The 17,925-nt window shown below is 71.4% G+C and carries 23 protein-coding genes; 10 read left to right on the top strand and 13 right to left on the bottom strand.

Going from position 1 to position 17,925, the window contains the following annotated elements; translation table 11 throughout:
• Positions 1 to 12: 12 nt before the first annotated feature.
• Entirely contained in the window at positions 13 to 888 is an 876-nt protein-coding gene (locus ACIA3K_RS13465; protein WP_396801100.1) for a PhzF family phenazine biosynthesis protein, read from the top strand.
• 12 nt (positions 889 to 900) lie between these two features.
• The gene (locus ACIA3K_RS13460; protein ID WP_396801098.1) at positions 901 to 1,431 is read left to right on the top strand and encodes a hypothetical protein; all 531 of its coding nucleotides are present in this window, start codon (positions 901 to 903) and stop codon (positions 1,429 to 1,431) included.
• 5 nt (positions 1,432 to 1,436) lie between these two features.
• On the opposite strand, the gene ACIA3K_RS13455 is transcribed toward ACIA3K_RS13460, so the two are convergent.
• Positions 1,437 to 2,150, bottom strand: a complete 714-nt coding sequence (locus tag ACIA3K_RS13455; RefSeq protein ID WP_396801096.1) for an HAD family hydrolase — start codon at positions 2,148 to 2,150, stop codon at positions 1,437 to 1,439.
• 94 nt (positions 2,151 to 2,244) lie between these two features.
• Here ACIA3K_RS13455 and ACIA3K_RS13450 point away from each other — a divergent pair, with 94 nt between their 5' ends.
• Positions 2,245 to 3,204 carry a DMT family transporter gene (locus ACIA3K_RS13450; protein WP_396801094.1) on the top strand — a complete coding sequence of 320 codons (960 nt, stop codon included), beginning with the start codon at positions 2,245 to 2,247 and terminating at the stop codon, positions 3,202 to 3,204.
• Between the two features lie 8 nt (positions 3,205 to 3,212).
• On the opposite strand, the gene ACIA3K_RS13445 is transcribed toward ACIA3K_RS13450, so the two are convergent.
• The 3 genes from ACIA3K_RS13445 to ACIA3K_RS13435 form a co-directional block, all read right to left on the bottom strand.
• Positions 3,213 to 3,857, bottom strand: coding sequence for a hypothetical protein (locus tag ACIA3K_RS13445; RefSeq protein ID WP_396801093.1), 645 nt, complete (start codon positions 3,855 to 3,857; stop codon positions 3,213 to 3,215).
• Positions 3,858 to 3,956: 99 nt separating this feature from the next.
• Entirely contained in the window at positions 3,957 to 4,232 is a 276-nt protein-coding gene (locus tag ACIA3K_RS13440) for a hypothetical protein (RefSeq protein ID WP_396801091.1), read from the bottom strand.
• A 10-nt stretch (positions 4,233 to 4,242) separates the two neighbouring features.
• On the bottom strand, positions 4,243 to 5,067 hold the full coding sequence (locus ACIA3K_RS13435) for an SDR family NAD(P)-dependent oxidoreductase (RefSeq protein ID WP_396801309.1): 825 nt from the start codon (positions 5,065 to 5,067) through the stop codon (positions 4,243 to 4,245).
• Positions 5,068 to 5,192: 125 nt separating this feature from the next.
• Here ACIA3K_RS13435 and ACIA3K_RS13430 point away from each other — a divergent pair, with 125 nt between their 5' ends.
• A complete protein-coding gene (locus tag ACIA3K_RS13430) occupies positions 5,193 to 6,149 on the top strand; it encodes an HpcH/HpaI aldolase/citrate lyase family protein (RefSeq protein ID WP_396801090.1) in 957 nt (318 codons plus the stop codon).
• 77 nt (positions 6,150 to 6,226) lie between these two features.
• Here ACIA3K_RS13430 and ACIA3K_RS13425 read toward each other — a convergent pair whose 3' ends face one another.
• Positions 6,227 to 6,769: a DUF4190 domain-containing protein gene (locus tag ACIA3K_RS13425; protein ID WP_396801089.1), complete on the bottom strand. Its 543-nt coding sequence runs from the start codon at positions 6,767 to 6,769 to the stop codon at positions 6,227 to 6,229.
• A gap of 117 nt (positions 6,770 to 6,886) precedes the next feature.
• Between ACIA3K_RS13425 and ACIA3K_RS13420 the strand changes: the two genes are divergently transcribed.
• Positions 6,887 to 7,792: an SDR family NAD(P)-dependent oxidoreductase gene (locus ACIA3K_RS13420; RefSeq protein ID WP_355049015.1), complete on the top strand. Its 906-nt coding sequence runs from the start codon at positions 6,887 to 6,889 to the stop codon at positions 7,790 to 7,792.
• Here ACIA3K_RS13420 and ACIA3K_RS13415 read toward each other — a convergent pair whose 3' ends face one another.
• Complete coding sequence (locus ACIA3K_RS13415) at positions 7,793 to 8,332, bottom strand: DUF4190 domain-containing protein (RefSeq protein WP_396801088.1); 540 nt, start codon at positions 8,330 to 8,332, stop codon at positions 7,793 to 7,795. It abuts the gene before it with no gap.
• A 176-nt stretch (positions 8,333 to 8,508) separates the two neighbouring features.
• Between ACIA3K_RS13415 and ACIA3K_RS13410 the strand changes: the two genes are divergently transcribed.
• Positions 8,509 to 9,705 (top strand): acyl-CoA dehydrogenase family protein, encoded by a 1,197-nt coding sequence (locus ACIA3K_RS13410; RefSeq protein WP_396801085.1) that lies wholly within the window; start codon positions 8,509 to 8,511, stop codon positions 9,703 to 9,705.
• A 102-nt stretch (positions 9,706 to 9,807) separates the two neighbouring features.
• Here the strand turns inward: ACIA3K_RS13410 and ACIA3K_RS13405 are convergent, their stop codons facing one another.
• From ACIA3K_RS13405 to ACIA3K_RS13390, 4 genes are all read right to left on the bottom strand, one after another.
• Positions 9,808 to 10,215 carry a CoA-binding protein gene (locus ACIA3K_RS13405; protein WP_396801083.1) on the bottom strand — a complete coding sequence of 136 codons (408 nt, stop codon included), beginning with the start codon at positions 10,213 to 10,215 and terminating at the stop codon, positions 9,808 to 9,810.
• 181 nt (positions 10,216 to 10,396) lie between these two features.
• Positions 10,397 to 11,356, bottom strand: coding sequence for a DUF2092 domain-containing protein (locus tag ACIA3K_RS13400; RefSeq protein WP_396801082.1), 960 nt, complete (start codon positions 11,354 to 11,356; stop codon positions 10,397 to 10,399).
• A complete protein-coding gene (locus ACIA3K_RS13395; RefSeq protein ID WP_396801081.1) occupies positions 11,353 to 11,943 on the bottom strand; it encodes an RNA polymerase sigma factor in 591 nt (196 codons plus the stop codon). The genes ACIA3K_RS13400 and ACIA3K_RS13395 overlap by 4 nt, the downstream gene beginning before the upstream one ends.
• Before the next feature lie 195 nt (positions 11,944 to 12,138).
• Positions 12,139 to 13,185 (bottom strand): Rv2578c family radical SAM protein, encoded by a 1,047-nt coding sequence (locus tag ACIA3K_RS13390; RefSeq protein ID WP_396801079.1) that lies wholly within the window; start codon positions 13,183 to 13,185, stop codon positions 12,139 to 12,141.
• A 91-nt stretch (positions 13,186 to 13,276) separates the two neighbouring features.
• On the opposite strand from ACIA3K_RS13390, the gene ACIA3K_RS13385 reads away from it, so the two are divergent.
• Positions 13,277 to 13,696, top strand: a complete 420-nt coding sequence (locus tag ACIA3K_RS13385; RefSeq protein WP_396801078.1) for a thiol-disulfide oxidoreductase DCC family protein — start codon at positions 13,277 to 13,279, stop codon at positions 13,694 to 13,696.
• Here the strand turns inward: ACIA3K_RS13385 and ACIA3K_RS13380 are convergent.
• The 3 genes from ACIA3K_RS13380 to trxA all read right to left on the bottom strand — a co-directional run bounded on the left by ACIA3K_RS13380 (position 13,660) and on the right by trxA (position 15,546).
• Positions 13,660 to 14,592, bottom strand: coding sequence for an MFS transporter permease (locus tag ACIA3K_RS13380; protein WP_396801077.1), 933 nt, complete (start codon positions 14,590 to 14,592; stop codon positions 13,660 to 13,662). The genes ACIA3K_RS13385 and ACIA3K_RS13380 overlap by 37 nt on opposite strands.
• Positions 14,589 to 15,029, bottom strand: a complete 441-nt coding sequence (locus tag ACIA3K_RS13375) for a hypothetical protein (RefSeq protein WP_396801076.1) — start codon at positions 15,027 to 15,029, stop codon at positions 14,589 to 14,591. Before ACIA3K_RS13375 ends, ACIA3K_RS13380 begins: the two co-directional genes overlap by 4 nt.
• A 154-nt stretch (positions 15,030 to 15,183) precedes the next feature.
• Positions 15,184 to 15,546 (bottom strand): thioredoxin, encoded by a 363-nt coding sequence (gene trxA / locus ACIA3K_RS13370; protein WP_030329190.1) that lies wholly within the window; start codon positions 15,544 to 15,546, stop codon positions 15,184 to 15,186.
• Between the two features lie 548 nt (positions 15,547 to 16,094).
• Between trxA and ACIA3K_RS13365 the strand changes: the two genes are divergently transcribed.
• From ACIA3K_RS13365 to ACIA3K_RS13355, 3 genes are all read left to right on the top strand, one after another.
• Entirely contained in the window at positions 16,095 to 16,610 is a 516-nt protein-coding gene (locus tag ACIA3K_RS13365) for a MaoC family dehydratase (protein ID WP_396801075.1), read from the top strand.
• Positions 16,611 to 16,699: 89 nt separating this feature from the next.
• A complete protein-coding gene (locus ACIA3K_RS13360) occupies positions 16,700 to 17,224 on the top strand; it encodes a hypothetical protein (RefSeq protein ID WP_396801074.1) in 525 nt (174 codons plus the stop codon).
• Between the two features lie 39 nt (positions 17,225 to 17,263).
• Entirely contained in the window at positions 17,264 to 17,887 is a 624-nt protein-coding gene (locus ACIA3K_RS13355) for an RNA methyltransferase (RefSeq protein WP_355049320.1), read from the top strand.
• Positions 17,888 to 17,925 lie beyond the last annotated feature (38 nt).

Below are 17,925 nucleotides of genomic sequence, written 5' to 3'. Positions count from 1 at the left end.
GTGTTTATCAACATGTCGACCTTGGCCTACGAGATCGTGGACGTCTTCACCGACCGCCCGTTCGCCGGCAATCCGCTGGCCGTGGTGTTCGGCGCGGAGGCGCTGGCCACCGAGCAGATGCAGGCGCTCGCGCTGGAGTTCAACCTCTCCGAGACGGTGTTCGTGCTGCCACCTACGCAGGTCGGCGCCACCTACCGGGCCCGCATCTTCACGCCGGTCGAGGAGTTGCCGTTCGCCGGGCACCCGAGCGTCGGCGCGGCGGTCACCGCGAGCCGACGTGGGATGTTCGGTGTGGGGCAGGTCACTCAGGAGTGCGGGGCCGGCGTGCTGCCGATCGAGGTGACGTCGTCCGGGGCGACGCTCACCGGAGGCGTTCCCACCCTCGGCCCCGAGTTGGACCCGGAGCCGCTGCTGGAGATCGCCGGGCTGGGCGCGGACGACCACGACCCGGCCGGGCCCGCTCCCCGGGTGGCCGGCTGCGGGCTGGAGTTCCCCTATGTGCCGGTCCGCCCGGACGCGGTGGCCCGGGCGCGGGTGAACCCGGCGGCGGCGGAACGGTTGGGGGTGGCGCACGTCAGCGTCTTCTCCTGGGACGCCGGCACGCAAACCGCGCACGCTCGGGTCTTCGTGCCGGGGATGGGCGTCCCGGAGGACCCGGCGACCGGTTCGGCGGCCCTCGGGCTGGGCGTCTGGCTGGTGGCCAGCGGGCTGCTGCCGGCGGACGGGCTGTCGCACTATTCGGTGCGCCAGGGCGTGGAGATGGGCCGCCCGTCCGCGCTGGGCTGCACGGTGACCGCGGCGAACGGCGTGGCGGTCGGCGCGACCGTCGCCGGCCAGGTGATGCCGGTGGCCCGGGGCGAGATCGCCGTGCCGCCGTTCGTGGGCTGAGCGACGGCGTCGATGCGGGAGGATGCGGGTGTGACGGACGAGGACCCTGCCGGTGGCACGCCGCTGGTGGACGAGGCGATGAAGAAGGCCGCCGTGGCCTGGGTCAGCGTGTCCGGTGGGCCGGCGCTCGCGCTCTGGTGCGCCCCGCTGGAGGGCGCGCTCCTGGTGGTGAGCGGGCCGGGCGAGCAGGCGGCGCCGGGCCTCGCCGACGCGACCGAGGCGCAGGTCAGCCTGCGCGGTGACCACGGGGGGCGGATCGTCACCTGGCCGGCCCGGGTGACCCGGCTGGCACCGGGCACCGAGGCGTGGGACACCGCCGCGCCGCTGGTGGCGGGTAAGCGCCTGAACGCGCCCGGTCCGACCACCGACCTGGTGGCCCGCTGGGTCGCCGACGGTTGCGCCCTGAACCGCCTCGCCCCGGCCGGCACGCCCCTGGCCGGCACGGAACTGCCGTCCGACGCGCAGACCGAGCCGCCCCGGGAGACCCCGGCGGTCCGTGCCACCCGCAAGCCGTTCCGCCTGCACCGGGTCCGTCGCCGCTGATCGGGTCAACTCGCCGCGACAGCGGCGGCAGCGACCTTGGCATCCACGAGGTCGAGCACCTCACGCAGGGCAACTAGGGTGGTGCCGCGCCACTGACGGTCGGCGTTGAAGACCATGTGCTCGGCCAGATCGGGCGCGGCCAGCCGGACCGCGGTCATGCCGGCCCGTTCGGCGCCGGTCAACTCCTGGCTGCCGCCGTCACCCACGTACAGGCAGGCGTCCGGCGTGAGCCCGAGTCGACGGCAGGCGGTCAGGTAGAGAGCGGCATCCGGCTTGCAGCGTCCGACCTGCACGGAGAAGACCCGCACGTCGAGCAGCGGCGCGACGGGGAGTTGCGGCAGGAAGGCCGGCAGTTCGTGCGTACAGTCGCTGATCACGCCGGTGCGGACGCCGCGCTCGCGCAGCGCCGCCAGCACCGGCACCGCGTCGGCGCGCAGCCGGGTGTCCGCGCGGATCGCGCGGTGCCGGGACACCACCGCCGCCCGCAGGGCCGGGTCACTCGGGTGTACGCCCGCCTGGGCGCAGACCCACCGCATGGTCGTCTCCGCGTCGCCGAGCCGACCGGTGGCCCGCTCGTAGTAGGTGCGGTTCAGCACCTCGCTCAGCGTCTCGCTGGGACATCCGAGCAGCTCGGCGGTGCCGAGGTGCGCGGTGCCGCGCTGCACCGAACGGGTCAGCGTGCCGAAGAAGTCGAACAGCACCGCCTGGTAGCCGGCCATGGGGGAGCGCCTTTGCGGTCGAGGGTCGTCGGCGCGAACGCGCGTGATCGTAACGGAGTGCTGACGGTCCGTGCTGTCCGTGGTCGTGTGAAGATTGCTTCCCGTGTCCCCTCGACCGCCCCTGGACCCGTTGACCACCGGCGCGATCGGCCTGGCCGTCGTCGCCGTCTCGTCCTCCGCGCCGTTGATCGCGTACGCCGCCGCCCCGGCGCTGGCCGTCGCGCTGTGGCGCAACCTGCTCGCGGTGGTCGTGCTGAGCCCGTTCTCGCTGACCCGCAGGCGCGGCGAGTTCCGTGCGCTCGCGGCGCCCACCGGCCGGCGGGAGGGACTCTTCTGCGTGCTCTCCGGGATCGCGTTGGCCGCGCACTTCGCCACCTGGATGCCGAGCGTGCGGCTCACCTCGGTCGCCATGGCCACCGCGTTGGTCGCCACCCAGCCGGTCTGGCAGGGGCTGATCGCCCGCGTGCAGGGTCGCCGGCTGCCGCCGATGGTCTGGACGGGGATCGCCGTGGCCGTCGGCGGGGCGGTCGTCGCCACCGGCGCGGACGTGGGTGTGTCCGGCCGGGCGGTCGCCGGCGACCTGCTGGCGGTGACCGGCGGCGTCTTCGCGGCCGTCTACACCGCCTTCGGTGAACGGGCCCGAGCGAGCATCAGCACCACCACGTACACGACCATCTGCTACGGCATCTGCGCGGTGATCCTGCTGGTGATCTGCCTGCTGGGCGGGGTCCGCGTGGTCGGCTTCGACGGGCGTACCTGGCTGGCGATCCTGGCCCTGGTAGCGGGTGCCCAACTGCTCGGGCACTCGATGTTCAACTACGCCCTGCACAAGGTCTCGGCGACGACGGTGAGCGTGCTCATCCTGCTGGAGGTGCCCGGCGCGGCGCTGCTCGCCTGGCTCTGGCTGGACCAGGTGCCCCGCCCCTACGCGCTGGTGGGGATGGTCCTGCTGCTCGTCGGCGTGGCGGTGGTGGTGCTGGGCGGCGCCCGCGCCGCCCGCCGCGCCACGCCGCCCACCCCGCTGCCCGCCGACGCCGCCCCGCTGGAGAGCTGAGCAGCCGCTCACAGGTACGCCGCGAAGTGCTCCTCCACGACGTTGGTCAGCTGCTCACCGTCGAGCGTGCCGTCGACCCGGATCACCCGTACGCCCAGCCGTTCGGCCTGCGCCGCCGCGTCCGCCGCGACCAGGTCGTCGCGCGCCCACCGGTTGCGCAACGCCCGGTCCGGGTCGCTGACCCCGGCGGCGACCGTGCGCGCGCGTGGCAGGCGGGCGATCTGGCGGGCGCGGAACTCGGCGGTGGGCGCCAGCACCACCAACTGCCCGACCGACCCGACGACCGCCGCCACCAGCTCGGGGCGCAGCCCCCACCCCTCGGCCACGACGCGGCGGCCGGTCACGAGCGCGCTCAGGTCGTCCAGGACCCAGGCGAAACGGCGGGGGAAACCCGCGAGAGTGTCGGCGGCCATCTGGGCCGGGTCGGTGTGGACCCAGGTGGTGTCCGGGTCGGGCCCGGCGGGCGGTGCGCCGCGTCGGACCCGGTCGGCGATCCGCCGGTCGTCGTGGCCGCGGGCGTCGTGTCGGTCGTAGAGGTACGCGGTCAGGCCGTGTCGCAGGGCCAGGTTCACGGCGACCGTGGACTTGCCGGCCCACTGTCCACCACCGATCCAGAGGGCGTGCCGCGCGGTGGCTGTCGCATCGAATTCCATGGCTCGACCCTGGCCGTCGCGCCAGCCAAGATCAAGTCTTGTTCTTGCCCACCCCGGGTGATGAAGTAAGGAGAGACGCCTCGCCCGGAGCTGCCGACCTCAGACGTCGTACGCCTCGATGACGCGGGTGGTCGGGGCGGCGTCGCCGAGGTCGTGGCGCAGCGTGGCACGCTCCGGGTCGACGAGGAACGACTCGTATCCGGTGCGGGCCGCGAACGTGATGACGTGCACCTCGCTCCGCCCGTCGGTGCCGCGCAGTCGCCGTTCCAGCCGGCCGTCGTGCCGGCCGAGCAGGGCCAGCACGGTGTCCTCGTAGCGCTGCCCGGCGGTTTCGGCCCCGGCGGCATACTCGACGATCGCGACAAGCGTCAGCATGGCGGCCACGCTACCCATCGATGCCGACGGCCGTGGCGCTGGCTTCCCAGAGCCGGGACGCGAGCTGTGGGTCCGCCGCCTTGCGGTACGGCCGACGCGGCCGGCGGTTGTAGTAGTAGCCGCCGCCGGCGAGCCGGGCCGGATCCTGGTTCGCGAGCCAGATGAGCGTCTCGGCCCCCTTCTCCGGGCTGCGGAAAGGCATGAACCGCATGCCGAAGGCGACCAGCCGACTGTCGTTGGCGAACCGGGTCCGCACCACTCCCGGATGGAAGCTGTACGCGGAGATGCCCGGCCAGCGCCGCGCCGCCTCGGCGGCGAACAGGATGTTCGCCTGCTTGCTGGTGCCGTACGCGCCCATCGGGTGGTAGGCGCGCAGCGGCCTGTTGAGGTCGTCCGGATCGAGCGCGCCGAAGCGGTGCGCACCCGAGGCGGTCACCACCGTCCGGCCCACCCGGTCGGCCAGCAGGTTCGTGAGCAGGAACGGGGCCAGGTGGTTGGCCTGGATCGACAGCTCGAAGCCGTCGACGGTGGTGAGCGGTTGGAGCGCGATGGCGCCGGCGTTGTTGGCCAGCACGTCGATCCGGTCGTACGCGTCGCGCAGCCGCTCAGCCAGCCCGCGTACGTCGTCGAGGACCGCGAAGTCGGCCCGGAACAGCTCCGGGCGCTCGCCGGCCGTCTCCCGTACGCGCTCCGCCGCGGCCTGTAGTCGGGCCGGGTCCCGCCCGACGAGCACCACCTGGTCGCCACGGCAGGCGAAGGCCACCGCGGCGGCCAACCCGATGCCGGAGCTGGCACCCGTCACCACCACCAGCCGACGCCCAGTGAGATCTTCCACAGGTCCATTCACCGCGGTCATGGCGCGAGGTTACCGTGGCGTCACCACGCCCTTTGGGATCGTTAAGTTCTCCTCGGATTCAGGTGGCGTCGGCGTGCCCGCCGGTCGCTGGAAGGAGCACATCCATGGCCGCAGTCGGTCGTCCCCGCCGCTCGTGCCTGGCCGTACCGGGTTCCAGCGTGAAGATGCTCGGCAAGGCGCAGGGGCTCCCCGCCGACCAGGTCTTCCTCGACCTGGAGGACGCGGTGGCGCCGTTGGCCAAGCCGGAGGCGCGCAAGAACATCGTGGCCGCCCTCAACGACGGCGACTGGGCCGGCAAGACCCGGGTGGTACGGGTCAACGACCTGACCACCCCGTGGACGTACCGGGACGTCATCGAGGTGGTCGAGGGCGCCGGCGCGAACCTCGACTGCATCATGCTGCCGAAGGTGCAGGACGCCGGTCAGGTGCGGTGGCTCGACCTGACGCTCACCCAGATCGAGAAGACGCTCGGCCTCGAGGTCGGCCGGATCGGCATCGAGGCGCAGATCGAGAACGCGGCCGGTCTGGTCAACGTGGACGAGATCGCGGCCGCCTCGCCCCGGGTCGAGACCATCATCTTCGGCCCGGCCGACTTCATGGCCTCGATCAACATGAGGTCGCTGGTGGTCGGCGGGCTGATCCCGGACTATCCGGGCGACCCGTACCACTACATCCTGATGCGCATCCTGATGGCCGCCCGCATGCACGACAAGCAGGCCATCGACGGCCCGTTCCTGCAGATCCGGGACGTCGACGCGTTCCGCGAGGTGGCGAAGCGGTCGGCGGCGCTGGGCTTCGACGGCAAGTGGGTGCTGCACCCGGGCCAGATCGACGCCGCGAACGAGGTCTACCAGCCGGCGCAGGCCGACTACGACCACGCCGAGCTGATCCTCGACGCGTACGAGCACTACACCTCGGAGGCCGGCGGCAAGCTCGGCGCGGTGATGCTGGGCGACGAGATGATCGACGAGGCGTCCCGCAAGATGGCGCTGGTGATCGCCGCCAAGGGTCGCGCCGCCGGCATGAGCCGTACCTCGTCGTTCACCCCGCCGGCCGGGTGAGCGGCCGGGCCGGGTCGACCGCCGCCGGCCGTCGACCCGGTCCAGCATTCGGCGGTACGCCCACCAGCGCGCCCGCCTCAGTAGCCGCTGTCGCTGCTCGCGCCCGTCGTGACCGCGAAGATGATGACGGCGACGTACGCGGCGATCCCCAGCACCATCAGCGCGGTGACGATCCAACCGACGATGATGCCGGCCTTCGCCAACCCCTCGCCGTCCTCGCCGTTGGTCCGGATCTGCTTCTGCGCGACGTGGCCGAGGATCGCCCCGATCGGCGCGGTGATGCCGCAGGAGGCGAGACCGACCAGCGCCAGCACCAGCGACGCGATGGCCAGCCCGTTGGTCTTCGCCGCCGGCGGGTAACCGTAACCGGGGTACTGCGGCGGGTAGCCCGGCGGCGCGTAACCGGGCGCGGGGTAACCGGGCGGCGGGTAGCCGGGCACCGGCGCGCCGGGTGGCAGCTGCGCGCCCGCGTACGGGTCGACCGGCGCGTACGGGTCCACGGGACCGGGCTGGGCGGGCACCGGCTGGCCGGCCACCAGGGTCGGGTCCGGCGGTGTGCTCGACGGCTGAGCCGACCAGGTGGGGTCGTTCCAGTCGCCGGGAGGCGGGGGATTGGTCATGCGTGATCTCCGTCGGCTCGGGTGCGCCGTCAGAGTAGCCAGGAGTGACCAAACCCGACGCCCCCGCTCCCGGGTGCCGCGTTGCCCGGGCCAGTCGTAACGGGCAGGATTCCTGGCATGGCAACTGATGCGCGTGCCGCGGACCGTTCCGGCAGCCGACCGCGACGGGACGTGAGCCGTCCGGGTGTGGCCCGGCGCGGTCGGGCGGCCACGTCGACCGGCGCGACCGGCGCCGACGAGCCGGTCGCGCTGCCCGATCCGGTGACCATGCGGCTCGACGGCCGGGTAGCCCTGGTGACGGGCGCGGGCAGCCCGGACGGCATCGGGTACGCCACCGCGCGGCGCCTCGCCGACCTGGGGGCGCGGGTCGCCATCGTGTCGACCACCCGACGCATCCACGAGCGGGCCGGTGAGCTGGGCGTGACCGGGTTCGTCGCGGACCTGACCGACGAGTCCGAGGTAGGCGCGCTGGCCGACGCCGTGGCCGAACAGTTGGGCGACGTCGAGGTTCTGGTCAACAACGCCGGCCTGGCGAGCCGGACCAGTCAGGGAGTGCTGCGGCCGGTCGCGCAGCTGACCTACGACGAGTGGCGCGGCGAGATCGACCGCAACCTGTCCACCGCGTTCCTGTGCAGCCGGGCCTTCATCGGCGGAATGGCCGAGCGGGGCTGGGGGCGGATCGTCAACCTGGCGGCCACCGCCGGCCCGGTCAACGCCCTGCCCACCGAAGCCGCGTACGCCGCCGCCAAGGCCGGTGTCGTCGGGCTGACCCGCGCGCTCGCCATGGAGATGATCGCCGACGGGGTGACCGTGAACGCGGTCGCGCCGGGCACCATCTACACGGCGGCGTCCACGATGGCCGAGATCAAGCAGGGTCTGGGCACCCCGGTCGGCCGACCGGGCACCCCGGACGAGGTCGCCGCCGCGATCAGCTTCCTCTGCTCGCCGGCCGCGTCGTACATCACCGGTCAGATGCTCGTGGTGGACGGCGGCAACAGCGTCCGCGAGGCCCGGTTCCGCTGATCAGTAGCCGCGGCTGTCGCCGTTGTTCGCGAAGATGACCAGCGCCAGCCAGCCGCAGCAGGCCAGCAGGATCAACGCGGTGAACACGTACCCGAGGATCAGGCCCCAGGTCGCGAGCTGGTCGCCCTCCTCGCCGCTGGTGCGGATCTGCCGCTTGGCCACGTGACCGAGGACGGCGCCGGCCGGGGGGAACACGAAGGCGAACACCAGCGACAGGATCGCCAGCACGTTGGTGCCCCGGCCGGGGCCGCCGGGAGGCGGGCCGTACTGGCCGTAGGGGCCCTGCGGCGGGTACGGCGGCTGCTGACTCCAGTGCGCTGGCTGATGCGGCCCCTGCCGCTCGTACGGCGACGGCTCGTCGGCAGGCGGCCCGTACGGCGAGCGCTCCGGCGGCCCGGAGGGCGACTCGTCCGGCGGTGGCGCGTACGGCGACTGGCCGGCCGGCGGTGGCGCGTACGGCGACTGGTCCCGGGGTGGCTCGTAGGGTGACGGCGGCGGCTCGTCTCCCGGCGGGCCCGACGGCGGCGGTGGGTAGCTCACGGCTGTCCTCCTCCTGTCGGTGCCGGAAAAGTCCTTCTTGCCGGACGCTACCCGCAGCGGTGAACCTTTTCACAGCGGTTGTGTGGACTGGTCACCTTGGCCTGGCGGGCGGGGAGACCGATACTTACCGAGCGTTCAGTTACCCACGAGTAGTGCGCTGATCCCCGGAGGCCGAGATGGCTCGACTCGCCCAGACGCCCGGCCTCACCGACGTGCAGCAGTCGATCCTGGAGACCGTCCGGGAGTTCGCCGACAAGGAGATCATCCCGCACGCCCAGCGGCTCGAACACGCCGACGAGTACCCCACCGACATCCTCGACGGGATGCGCGAGATGGGGTTGTTCGGTCTCACCATCGACGAGGAGTACGGCGGGCTCGGCGAGTCGCTGCTCACGTACGCCCTCGTGGTGGAGCAACTCTCCCGGGGCTGGATGTCGATCTCCGGGATCGTCAACACCCACTTCATCGTGGCGTACCTGATCTCCCAGCACGGCTCCGCCGACCAGAAGGCCCGACTGCTGCCGAAGATGGCGACGGGCGAGGTGCGCGGCGCGTTCTCGATGTCAGAACCGGAGACCGGCTCCGACGTCTCGGCGATCAAGTCCAGGGCGGTCCGTGACGGCGACACCTATGTCCTCAACGGGCAGAAGATGTGGCTGACCAACGGCGCGTACTCCTCGGTGGTCGCCACCCTGGTCAAGACCGACACCGGCGCCGACTCGGTGTACGGCAACATGAGCACCTTCCTGCTGGAGAAGGAGCCGGGCTTCGGCGAGACCGCGCCCGGCCTCACCATCCCCGGCCGGATCGAGAAGATGGGCTACAAGGGCGTCGAGACCACCGAGATGGTGCTCGACGGCGTGACCGTGCCCGACTCCGCGATCCTCGGCGGGCCCGACCAGGTGGGCCGCGGCTTCTACCAGATGATGGACGGCATCGAGGTCGGCCGGGTCAACGTCGCCGCCCGCGCCTGCGGCATCTCCATTCGCGCCTTCGAACTCGCCGTCGGCTACGCCCAGCAGCGCAAGACGTTCGGCCAGCCACTCGCCAAGCACCAGGCCATCGCCTTCAAGCTCGCCGAGATGGGCACGAAGATCGAGGCCGCGCACGCCCTCATGGTCAACGCCGCCCGACTCAAGGACGCCGGACAGCGCAACGACGTCGAGGCCGGGATGGCAAAGCTGCTCGCCTCCGAGTACTGCGCCGAGGTCGTCCAGGAGGCGTTCCGCATCCACGGCGGTTACGGCTACTCCAAGGAGTACGAGATCGAGCGGCTGATGCGCGAGGCCCCGTTCCTGCTGATCGGCGAGGGCACCTCCGAGATCCAGAAGACCATCATCAGCCGAGGCCTGCTCAAGGAATACAAGCTCTAACCCCCACCCTGTTTCCCGCGATCTTGCAGTTACTGTGGCGACTTAGAGTGCATAACGGGGCAGAACGTCGACCGAAAGTGCAAGATCGCGGGGGAATGCGGGTCAGCGGAGGCGGGTCAGGTTTCCGGCGGCGCGTTCGACGATGAGGCAGCGGTCCTCGACGTACTCCATGCCGGCCTCCTGGGCGATTTCGCGCGCCTCGGCCGACACGATGCCCAGTTGCAGCCAGACGGCCGGCGCGCCGATCGCCGCCGCGTCCCGCACCACCTGCACGGCGTCGGCGGCCGGCCGGAACACGTCGACCAGGTCGACCGGGTGCGGGATGTCCGCCAGCGACGCGTACGCCCGCTCGCCGAAGAGCTCGTCGACGCTCGGGTTCACCGGGATGATCCGCCAGCCGTACCGCTGCATCTGCAGCGGGACGCTGTGCGCGGCCTTCGACGGGTCGCGGGACGCGCCCACGACGGCGATCACGGCGGAGTCGGCGAGGATCTGCTGAGCGGTACGCACCCGCCGACTGTAGCTCCGCCGGCCCGCCAGAGGCAGGCGAGGAACTTGCAACGCCCAAAGGCCCGACTGGCCGCCCCCAGCAGCCAGTCGGGCCCGGCCGGCGCTTCGCGTGAAGCGAAGCAGACCGGTTACGACGTGGGTTGCCGCTCCCCGGAACCCAGCAGGCGGCAACCCACGGCGGTCAGTTGGTCGTCGGGCTGGGGACCTGGTCGGGGCTCTTGGGAGCGGTGAACGGCCCGCCCTTGGTGGCCTTGCTCCCGGCCTTGTCGTAGCCGGCGGGCGGCGTCAGGTCGAAGTGGCTCAGATTCGCATCGGTGCGGGGCAGCCACTCGAAGGTGCTGACCTGGGCCTTGTCGGTCATCTTCGCGCTCTTGTCGGAGACCGTCTTGTACGGCAGGAACGAGGTCGTGTCCACCCAGAGTTCCGCCGCATAGGTGGCCGTCCCCGCCTTCAAACGCAGGTGCACCGTGTCGTGCCCGTCCACCTTCTCCTGGCCCACGATTTCCAGGCTCCCTCGGGCGAGCCACGCCCTGATGCTCGTGGGGTCCTCCGGCACGAATACCGTGCTGGTCGCCTTCTCCGCCGGCTCGACGAACTGGAAGTACGTCCGCTCAAGATGGCTGATCTGGGTGCCACGGAATTTCCCCTCGGCGACGATCGACACCAGCGTGGAGTCCGGGCGGCCGTCGCCCTGGAAGATGTCGACCCGGCGACGCCCGGTCTGCTTGTCCTCCCAGGAGTCGATCCAGCCGCCCCGGTAGGTGTGGTGCACGTTCACGACGTAGTCGTCCGCCTCGCCCAGCGCGGCCTGGGTCTGGTTGCTGACGTAGGTGACATCGCGCAGCTGCGACGGCTGGGACGCGTCCGTCGAGCTGGCGGTGCCGCCCACCTGCCCGGTCCGGTCGGCCGTGCCCAGCACGACACCGCCGGTGGCGAGTCCGGCCAGAGCGAAGGCGGTGGCGGCCGCGATTGCCGGACGGCGCAGATACCAGCGCTTCGCGGCCGGTCGTCGGTACCTGGTCCCGTTGAGGATCGCGTGCCGCATCCGGTCGGTCGCGTCCGTTCCAGGGCCGGTCAGGTCCTCGCGAAAGGCGACGAGCAGCTCGACGCCCGCGTTGTCAGATTCCACGTTGTCGTTCATCCGTTTCCTTCGTTCGCAGCGGCGGACGGTGCGTAGTGGGCCGGCATCGCGAGGCGCAGGCGTGCCTTGGCCCGGTGGAGGCGGGAGCGGACGGTGCCCGGTGCCAGGCCGAGCGCGGAGGCCAGCTCTGGATAGTCCAGGCCGGCCCAGATGTGCAGCAGGAGCAGGTCACGTTGGTCGTGTGGCATCGCGGCGAGAGCGCCGGCCAGGGCCCGCGTGGCAGCCTCGGCGTCGAGCCGTTCGTCGGACCGGTCGGCGAAGTTGTGCTGACCGGAACCACCGAGTGGGTCCCTGCCTGACTTCTCCAGTGCCCGCAGCCACCGCACCTCGGCGCGGTGGTAGTTCCGCAGCAGGTTGCTCAGGATGCCGAACAGCCACGGACGGGCATTGGCCATCGACGCGTCGTAACGGTCCCGTCGCGAGAACGCGATCAGGAACGTCTCGGCGACCAGATCCTCGGCGAGCTGCCGCCCGACCCGGCGGGAGCTGAAGTTGTACAGCCAACCGCCGTACCGCTCGAACAGCTCCCCGAACAGTTCAGGCGCTCCCGTTACCAACAGCGCGTCGGAGCGCTCGGTCACAGTCATGTCCCGATGGCCCCCTGCTTTGACGGTGTGTTCATGCCCTGTTCTTGTCTGGCGCCGCCGTCAGGTTCCGTCGTCTCGGTCCCACACCGTCGCGAGCGTTCCCGCGCCCTGCCGACAGCTCGTCAGAGGCGCGGGTCAGGGCGCACGGGGGAGGGTATCGCCGCAGGTCCGGGGGCTTCTCGCCCGGCGCGGGAGTTAGAGCAGGGTCAGTTGCTCGGCGGCGGGAGCGGGTGGCGGCTCGGGCAGGCGGCGGTTGTCGCCCACCTCGCCCCGGAGCAGTCCGTGGCGGCGGGCGGCGATCCGTACCCGTGCGGTCAGCTCCCGCTGGTACGCCTGCGGGGCGTACGCGCCCGAGCCGTACAGCTCGCGGTAACGGGCGACGAGGTCCGGGTGCTCCCGGGCGAGCCACTGGGCATACCACTCACGGGCGCCAGGGCGCAGGTGCAGCGCCAGCGGGGTCACACTCGTCGCTCCGGCGGCCGCGATCGCCGAGACCGTGGCGTCGATCGACTCCTCGCTGTCGCTGAGGCCGGGCATGATCGGCGCCATCAGCACCCCGACCGAGAAGCCGGCGTCGGTGAGCCGGCGGACCGCGTCCAGTCGGCGGCTCGGGTGCGGCGTGCCCGGCTCGACGCCCCGCCAGAGCTCGTCGTCGACGAAGCCCACCGAGAAGGAGATGCCGACGCTCGTCACCTCGGCCGCCTGACGCAGCAGGGGCAGGTCGCGCAGGATCAGCGTGCCCTTGGTGAGGATGGAGAACGGGTTGGCGAAGTCCCGCAGGGCCGCGATGATCTGCGGCATCAGCCGGTAACGACCCTCGGCACGCTGATAGCAGTCGACGTTGGTGCCCATCGCGACGTGCGCGCCCCGCCACTTCGGCGCGGCCAGCTCTCGCCGTACCAACTCACCGGCGTTGACCTTGACGATCACCTGCCGGTCGAAGTCCGCACCCGCGTCGAGATCGAGGTAGGTGTGAGTGTTTCTCGCGTAGCAGTAGACACAGGCATGGGTGCATCCACGGTACGGGTTGATGGTCCACTCGAAGGGCACCCGGGACTGGCCCGGCACCCGGTTGAGGATGGACTTGGCCTGCACCTCGTAGAACGTCATCCCGGCGAACTCGGGGGTGTCGAAGGTGCGGACGACGGCGCCGGGCAGCGCCAGCGGCAGGGGTGGCGTCGCTGGCGCTGCCCTCTCGGGGCTTCCCTCGACCGGGGGAGCGGTGAGGTTGTCCCAGCGCATGGGCATTATTCGAACACGTGTACGAGGTCCGCGCAAGTGACCCGCCGGACACCCGTGACTGATCGTCGCTCGGACGGGGCAGGATGGACGCATGGAGAGGTCGACCTTCGTCTACGACGGTGACTGCGCGTTCTGCACGACCTGTGCGGAGTTCATCGAACGCCGGATCCCGACCGGCGCACGGGTGGTGCCCTGGCAGTTCGCCGACCTGGACGCGCTCGGCCTCACCGTGGCCGAGTGCGAGGAGGCCGTGCAGTGGGTCGGCGCGGACGGCTCCCGCGCCGCCGGTCCGGACGCCATCGCGAAGCTGCTGGCCGGCAGTGGTCCGGTGTGGCGGGTGGCCGGCGCGGGTCTGCGGTTCCCGCCGGTGCGCGCGCTGGCCTGGCCGGTGTACCGCTGGGTGGCCCGCAACCGCCACCGCCTGCCGGGCGGCACGGCGGCCTGCTCGCTCCCGCAGGAGGCGCGGGAACGCCTCTACGGCCCGACCGGTCGTCCGACCGCCGGCGCCTGATCACCCAGCCGGGCCCGATCGTCGAGCCGGGCCTGATCGGGTGGCGCGGACGTCGGCTCGGCGTCCACCGGGCCGCGTCCGGCGAGGCGGCGTGCCCACACCAGCGGTCGTACCCGCTCCAGGGGTAGGAAGCTGGTCATCGCGGCCAGGTGTGGCGCGAACGAGATCGTGATGGTCGCGATGGTCACCACGTGGAACGAGTAGAAGAAGCCGACCATGGCCACTCGCCAGCGGGCCGGTAACAGGAACACCACGGGGCTGAGCAGCTCGAAGGCCACGATGCCGAACTGGGCGACGATCAGCAGGTACGGCACCTGGGCGATGAGGTCGGCCAGGTCGGTGCCGCGTCGGATGATGGCCCGGGCCAGCACCGAGCCGGTCAGCCAGTCCAGGCCGCCGAAGCGCAGCTTGGCCCAGGCGGCCAGGAAGTACGTGCAGATGACCGCGATCTGGGTGACGCGCAGGGCCCAGCCGCCGGCCTCCGTGCGGGTGGTGTCGCCGTGGCGCGCCCGGCCGGCGGTGGGCAGCACGGCCAGCGCGACGAGCAGGCCGAACCGGTCGTGGTCGACCTTGCCGTAGCTCATCGCAATGATCATCCACTCGAGGTACAGCGCGCAGACCGTCCAGCCGAGCAGCCGGGGTGCCCGGCCGGTCGCGGCGAGCAGGGCGGCGAGCAGGAGCCCCCAGAAGATCACCGCGACGACCGTCGGTGTCGGGGTCGGCAGCGGGAGCAGGCGGCCGATCAACAGCGGCTGGTACAGCTCGCCGGGCACGCTGGCTCTGGTGCGTACCCATGGGGTGAAGACCACCAGGTCGGCGGCGACGAAGAGGTAGATCAGGGTCCGGAACGCGGCGATCCGTCCGCGGGGCACCGCCTCGGTCAGCCAGCGGGTCACCGGGAGACCTGCCAGCTGACGATCGTCTCGTCGGTGTGCCGTCCCGTGGGCCGGCCGGCGCGGATGCCCTGCCAACGGATGACGATGCGGACCTCGACCAGCGCGGAGGCGTCCGGGTGACGTTCGGCGTACGCGTCGGCGACCTCGGCGAGCAGCGCGGGGTCGGCCGCGTACCGGTCCTGCTGGCCCTCGATCTCGGCGCGACGGATGCCGGTCGCGTCCTGGTCGAGGTCGACCACCGCTCCGGCGCTGTTGACGCCCTCCACCCGGGTGTCCGGGGCGGGGGCGTTCGGCGGGTTCGAGGTGGCGTACATCCGGAACGGGCCGAATGGGAAGTCGTCGTCGCTACCCCAGAACGTGCCCAGCAGCAGCAGGACGAGACCGAGTGCGGTCACGCCCAACCGGGTCGTGCGCCCACGGGTGGTCAGGGTCTCCATCGGGTGGTGACGATACGGGATGTACCGGCCGTCTCGGGTCCCTCCGACGGTCAGTTCCGCCTGCCCGGGTCGGTGATCATGGGCGGCTGTCGGAATATGACGAAAGGCCGGACCCGAACCGGGCCCGGCCTTCGCGTGCCGTCGCGGGGACGGCTCAGTGGTTGTGCTCGGCCAGCTGCTTGCGGACGTCGTCCATGTCCAGAGCCTCGACCTGCTCGATCAGGTTCTCCAAGGCCGACTCGGGAAGGGCGCCCGGCTGGGCGAAGACGATGACGCCGTCGCGGATCGCCATGATCGTCGGGATCGACCGGATGTCGAACTTCGCGCCCAACTCCTGCTGGGCCTCGGTGTCGACCTTGCCGAACACGATGTTCTGGTGCTTCTCCGAGGAGCGCTCGTAGACCGGGGCGAACCGCTTGCACGGACCACACCAGTCGGCCCAGAAGTCGACCAGGACGATGCCGTCGTTGCCGGTCACCTCGTCGAAGTTCGCCGAGGTCAGCTCAACGGTTGCCATTGCACTCTCCGATCACCGCGGGTTGTCTGCGTCCCGTAGAACCAGGGCTGACCGTATCGAATTCCCGGGCCGGTGCGCGCGAAACGTGCGCGGGGCTGCGCGGGGACCCTGACGAGCATCGAGCGTTGTGAGTTCATCTCGTCCTGCGGAACGCAAGTGCATGACGCACTTGCGTGACCTGCGGTAATGGGAGCGTTTCCAGGGAGATCCACCCGATCGAGCGCTACGAATCGGTAACTTGAGCCCTGACGAGGAGGTATCCGGCCTGCGGAGATCGCTGATCAACCTCGCCTCCGTCACCGAGAGTAGTGTTACGAAAAGATAAATGTGACCGCGATCTCTGTTGAAGTTACGGCACCGTAGGGCAGAATTCCTCACATCAGAGCGTGGGCGGCGGGTGCCGGGGAGGGCCCCGCCGCTCATTGCGTCTCCCCCCGGGTGAGTGACCGGTGTGACATTTCCGCCGAGGTCCCGCCCCGACCGTCGCCTTAACCAGCGGTAAGGCATGCTGTGCCGAACTCCATCGCCGCCCGTCGAAGGGGACCAGGATGCAGTTCGGCCGCTACTACGAGGAGTTCGAGGTCGGCGCGGTCTACCGGCACTGGCCGGGCAAGACCGTCACCGAGTACGACGACCACCTCTTCTGCCTGCTCACGATGAACCACCACCCGCTGCACCTGGACGCCCACTACGCCGAGACGTCCAGCCAGTTCGGGCGCAACGTCGTGGTCGGCAACTACATCTACTCCCTGCTGCTCGGCATGTCGGTGCCCGATGTCAGCGGCAAGGCCATCGCCAACCTTGAGGTGGAGTCACTGCGCCACGTGGCGCCCACCTTCCACGGCGACACCATCTACGGCGAGACGACGGTGCTCGACAAGCGGGAGTCCGGCTCCAAGCCCGACCGGGGCGTGGTGTCGGTGGAGACCCGGGGCTACAACCAGGACGGCACCATGGTCTGCGTCTTCCGCCGCCGGGTCATGGTCCCCAAGAAGGAGTACGCGGCCAGCGCCGTGCCGGACGGGGTGGACCCGGAGCGTCCCAGCTTCCCCACACCGCGCTGAACGCGGTCGGCGGGCCGCGTGCCGCCGGAACGGGACGTCTCCAGCCAGCAGGTTCTGCCGGTTGCGGCCGCGTTGCCGCTCCGAGGCTTATGCTGACGCCGGAGGTTCCGATGAGCCACTCCGTCGCCGGAGAGCCGCCCTCTGCCGGCCGCCGTGCCGCACCCTTGACCACCGCCGTCTACTCCGCCGCCGAGTGGGATCTGCTCACCAGCCTGCCCGCTCGGGTCCTCGTGGCCGCCGCCGCGCCCGGCGCCGGCCGCCCGGAGCGCGGGGTGGAGGCGGGCCTGGCCGGCCTGGACGCGGTGGCCGCCGGCCGTGGGTTCGACAGCGATCTGGTCCGTGCCGTGGTCGCCGCGATCTACGCCCGGCACGATGGCGCGCCGGCTCCCGCCGAGCGGCTCACCGATCTGGTGGACCTGCTGGCCGCGTGCCGGGCGGCGGCCCGGGTGCTGCGTCGGCGTGCCGATCCGGCCGACTCGGCGGCGTACCGCCAGTGGGTGCAGTCCGTCGCGGCCCGTGTCTGCCGGGCGGTGCCCGGCCTCGACGGGCATCCGACCAGCCCGGCGGACCGGCGCTTCCTGGACCGGCTCGGTGACGCGCTCGGCCTGGGCTGAGATCGCCGGGCGCCGGGGTGGCCGTACTCTCTGATGACCGTGACCGACGACCAGCTTGAGGTGGGTGTGGGCCCCTGGCCCGGGGACCTGCCCGAGGATCCGCGCTACGACCCGCAACTGCTGGCCGAGGGCGACCGGCGCAACGTCGTCGACCGCTACCGCTACTGGCGGCACGAGGCGATCGTCGCCGACCTGGACCGACGGCGGCACGGCTTCCACGTCGCCATCGAGAACTGGCAACACGACTTCAACATCGGCACGGTGGTCCGCAACGCCAACGCGTTCAACGCCGCCGAGGTGCACATCGTCGGTCGACGTCGGTGGAACCGACGCGGCGCGATGGTGACCGATCGCTACCAGCACGTCCGGCACCACGAGACGATCGAGGCGTTCGTCGCCTGGGCGGCGGAACGGCGGCTGCCCGTGCTCGGCATCGACAACCTGCCCGGCTCCCGGCCGATCGAGACCGCCGTCCTGCCGCGTGACTGCGTGCTGCTCTTCGGCCAGGAGGGCCCGGGCCTGTCCGCGCCCGCGCGGGCCGCCTGCGCCCAGCTCCACTCCATCGCCCAGTACGGCTCCACGAGGTCCATCAACGCGGGTGTGGCCAGCGGCATCGCCATGCACGCCTGGATCCGGACGCACGCCGGCCCACCGCCGGACTGACCGTCGCCCCGTGGACGCGATCGGCGTTCCGGCTTGAC

Origin of the sequence: Micromonospora sp. NPDC051543 (genome assembly GCF_044454415.1) — a bacterium.
Taxonomy (GTDB): domain Bacteria; phylum Actinomycetota; class Actinomycetes; order Mycobacteriales; family Micromonosporaceae; genus Micromonospora.
Note: the sequence above shows the minus strand (reverse complement) of the source record. Positions and strands in the feature narration are given on the sequence as shown.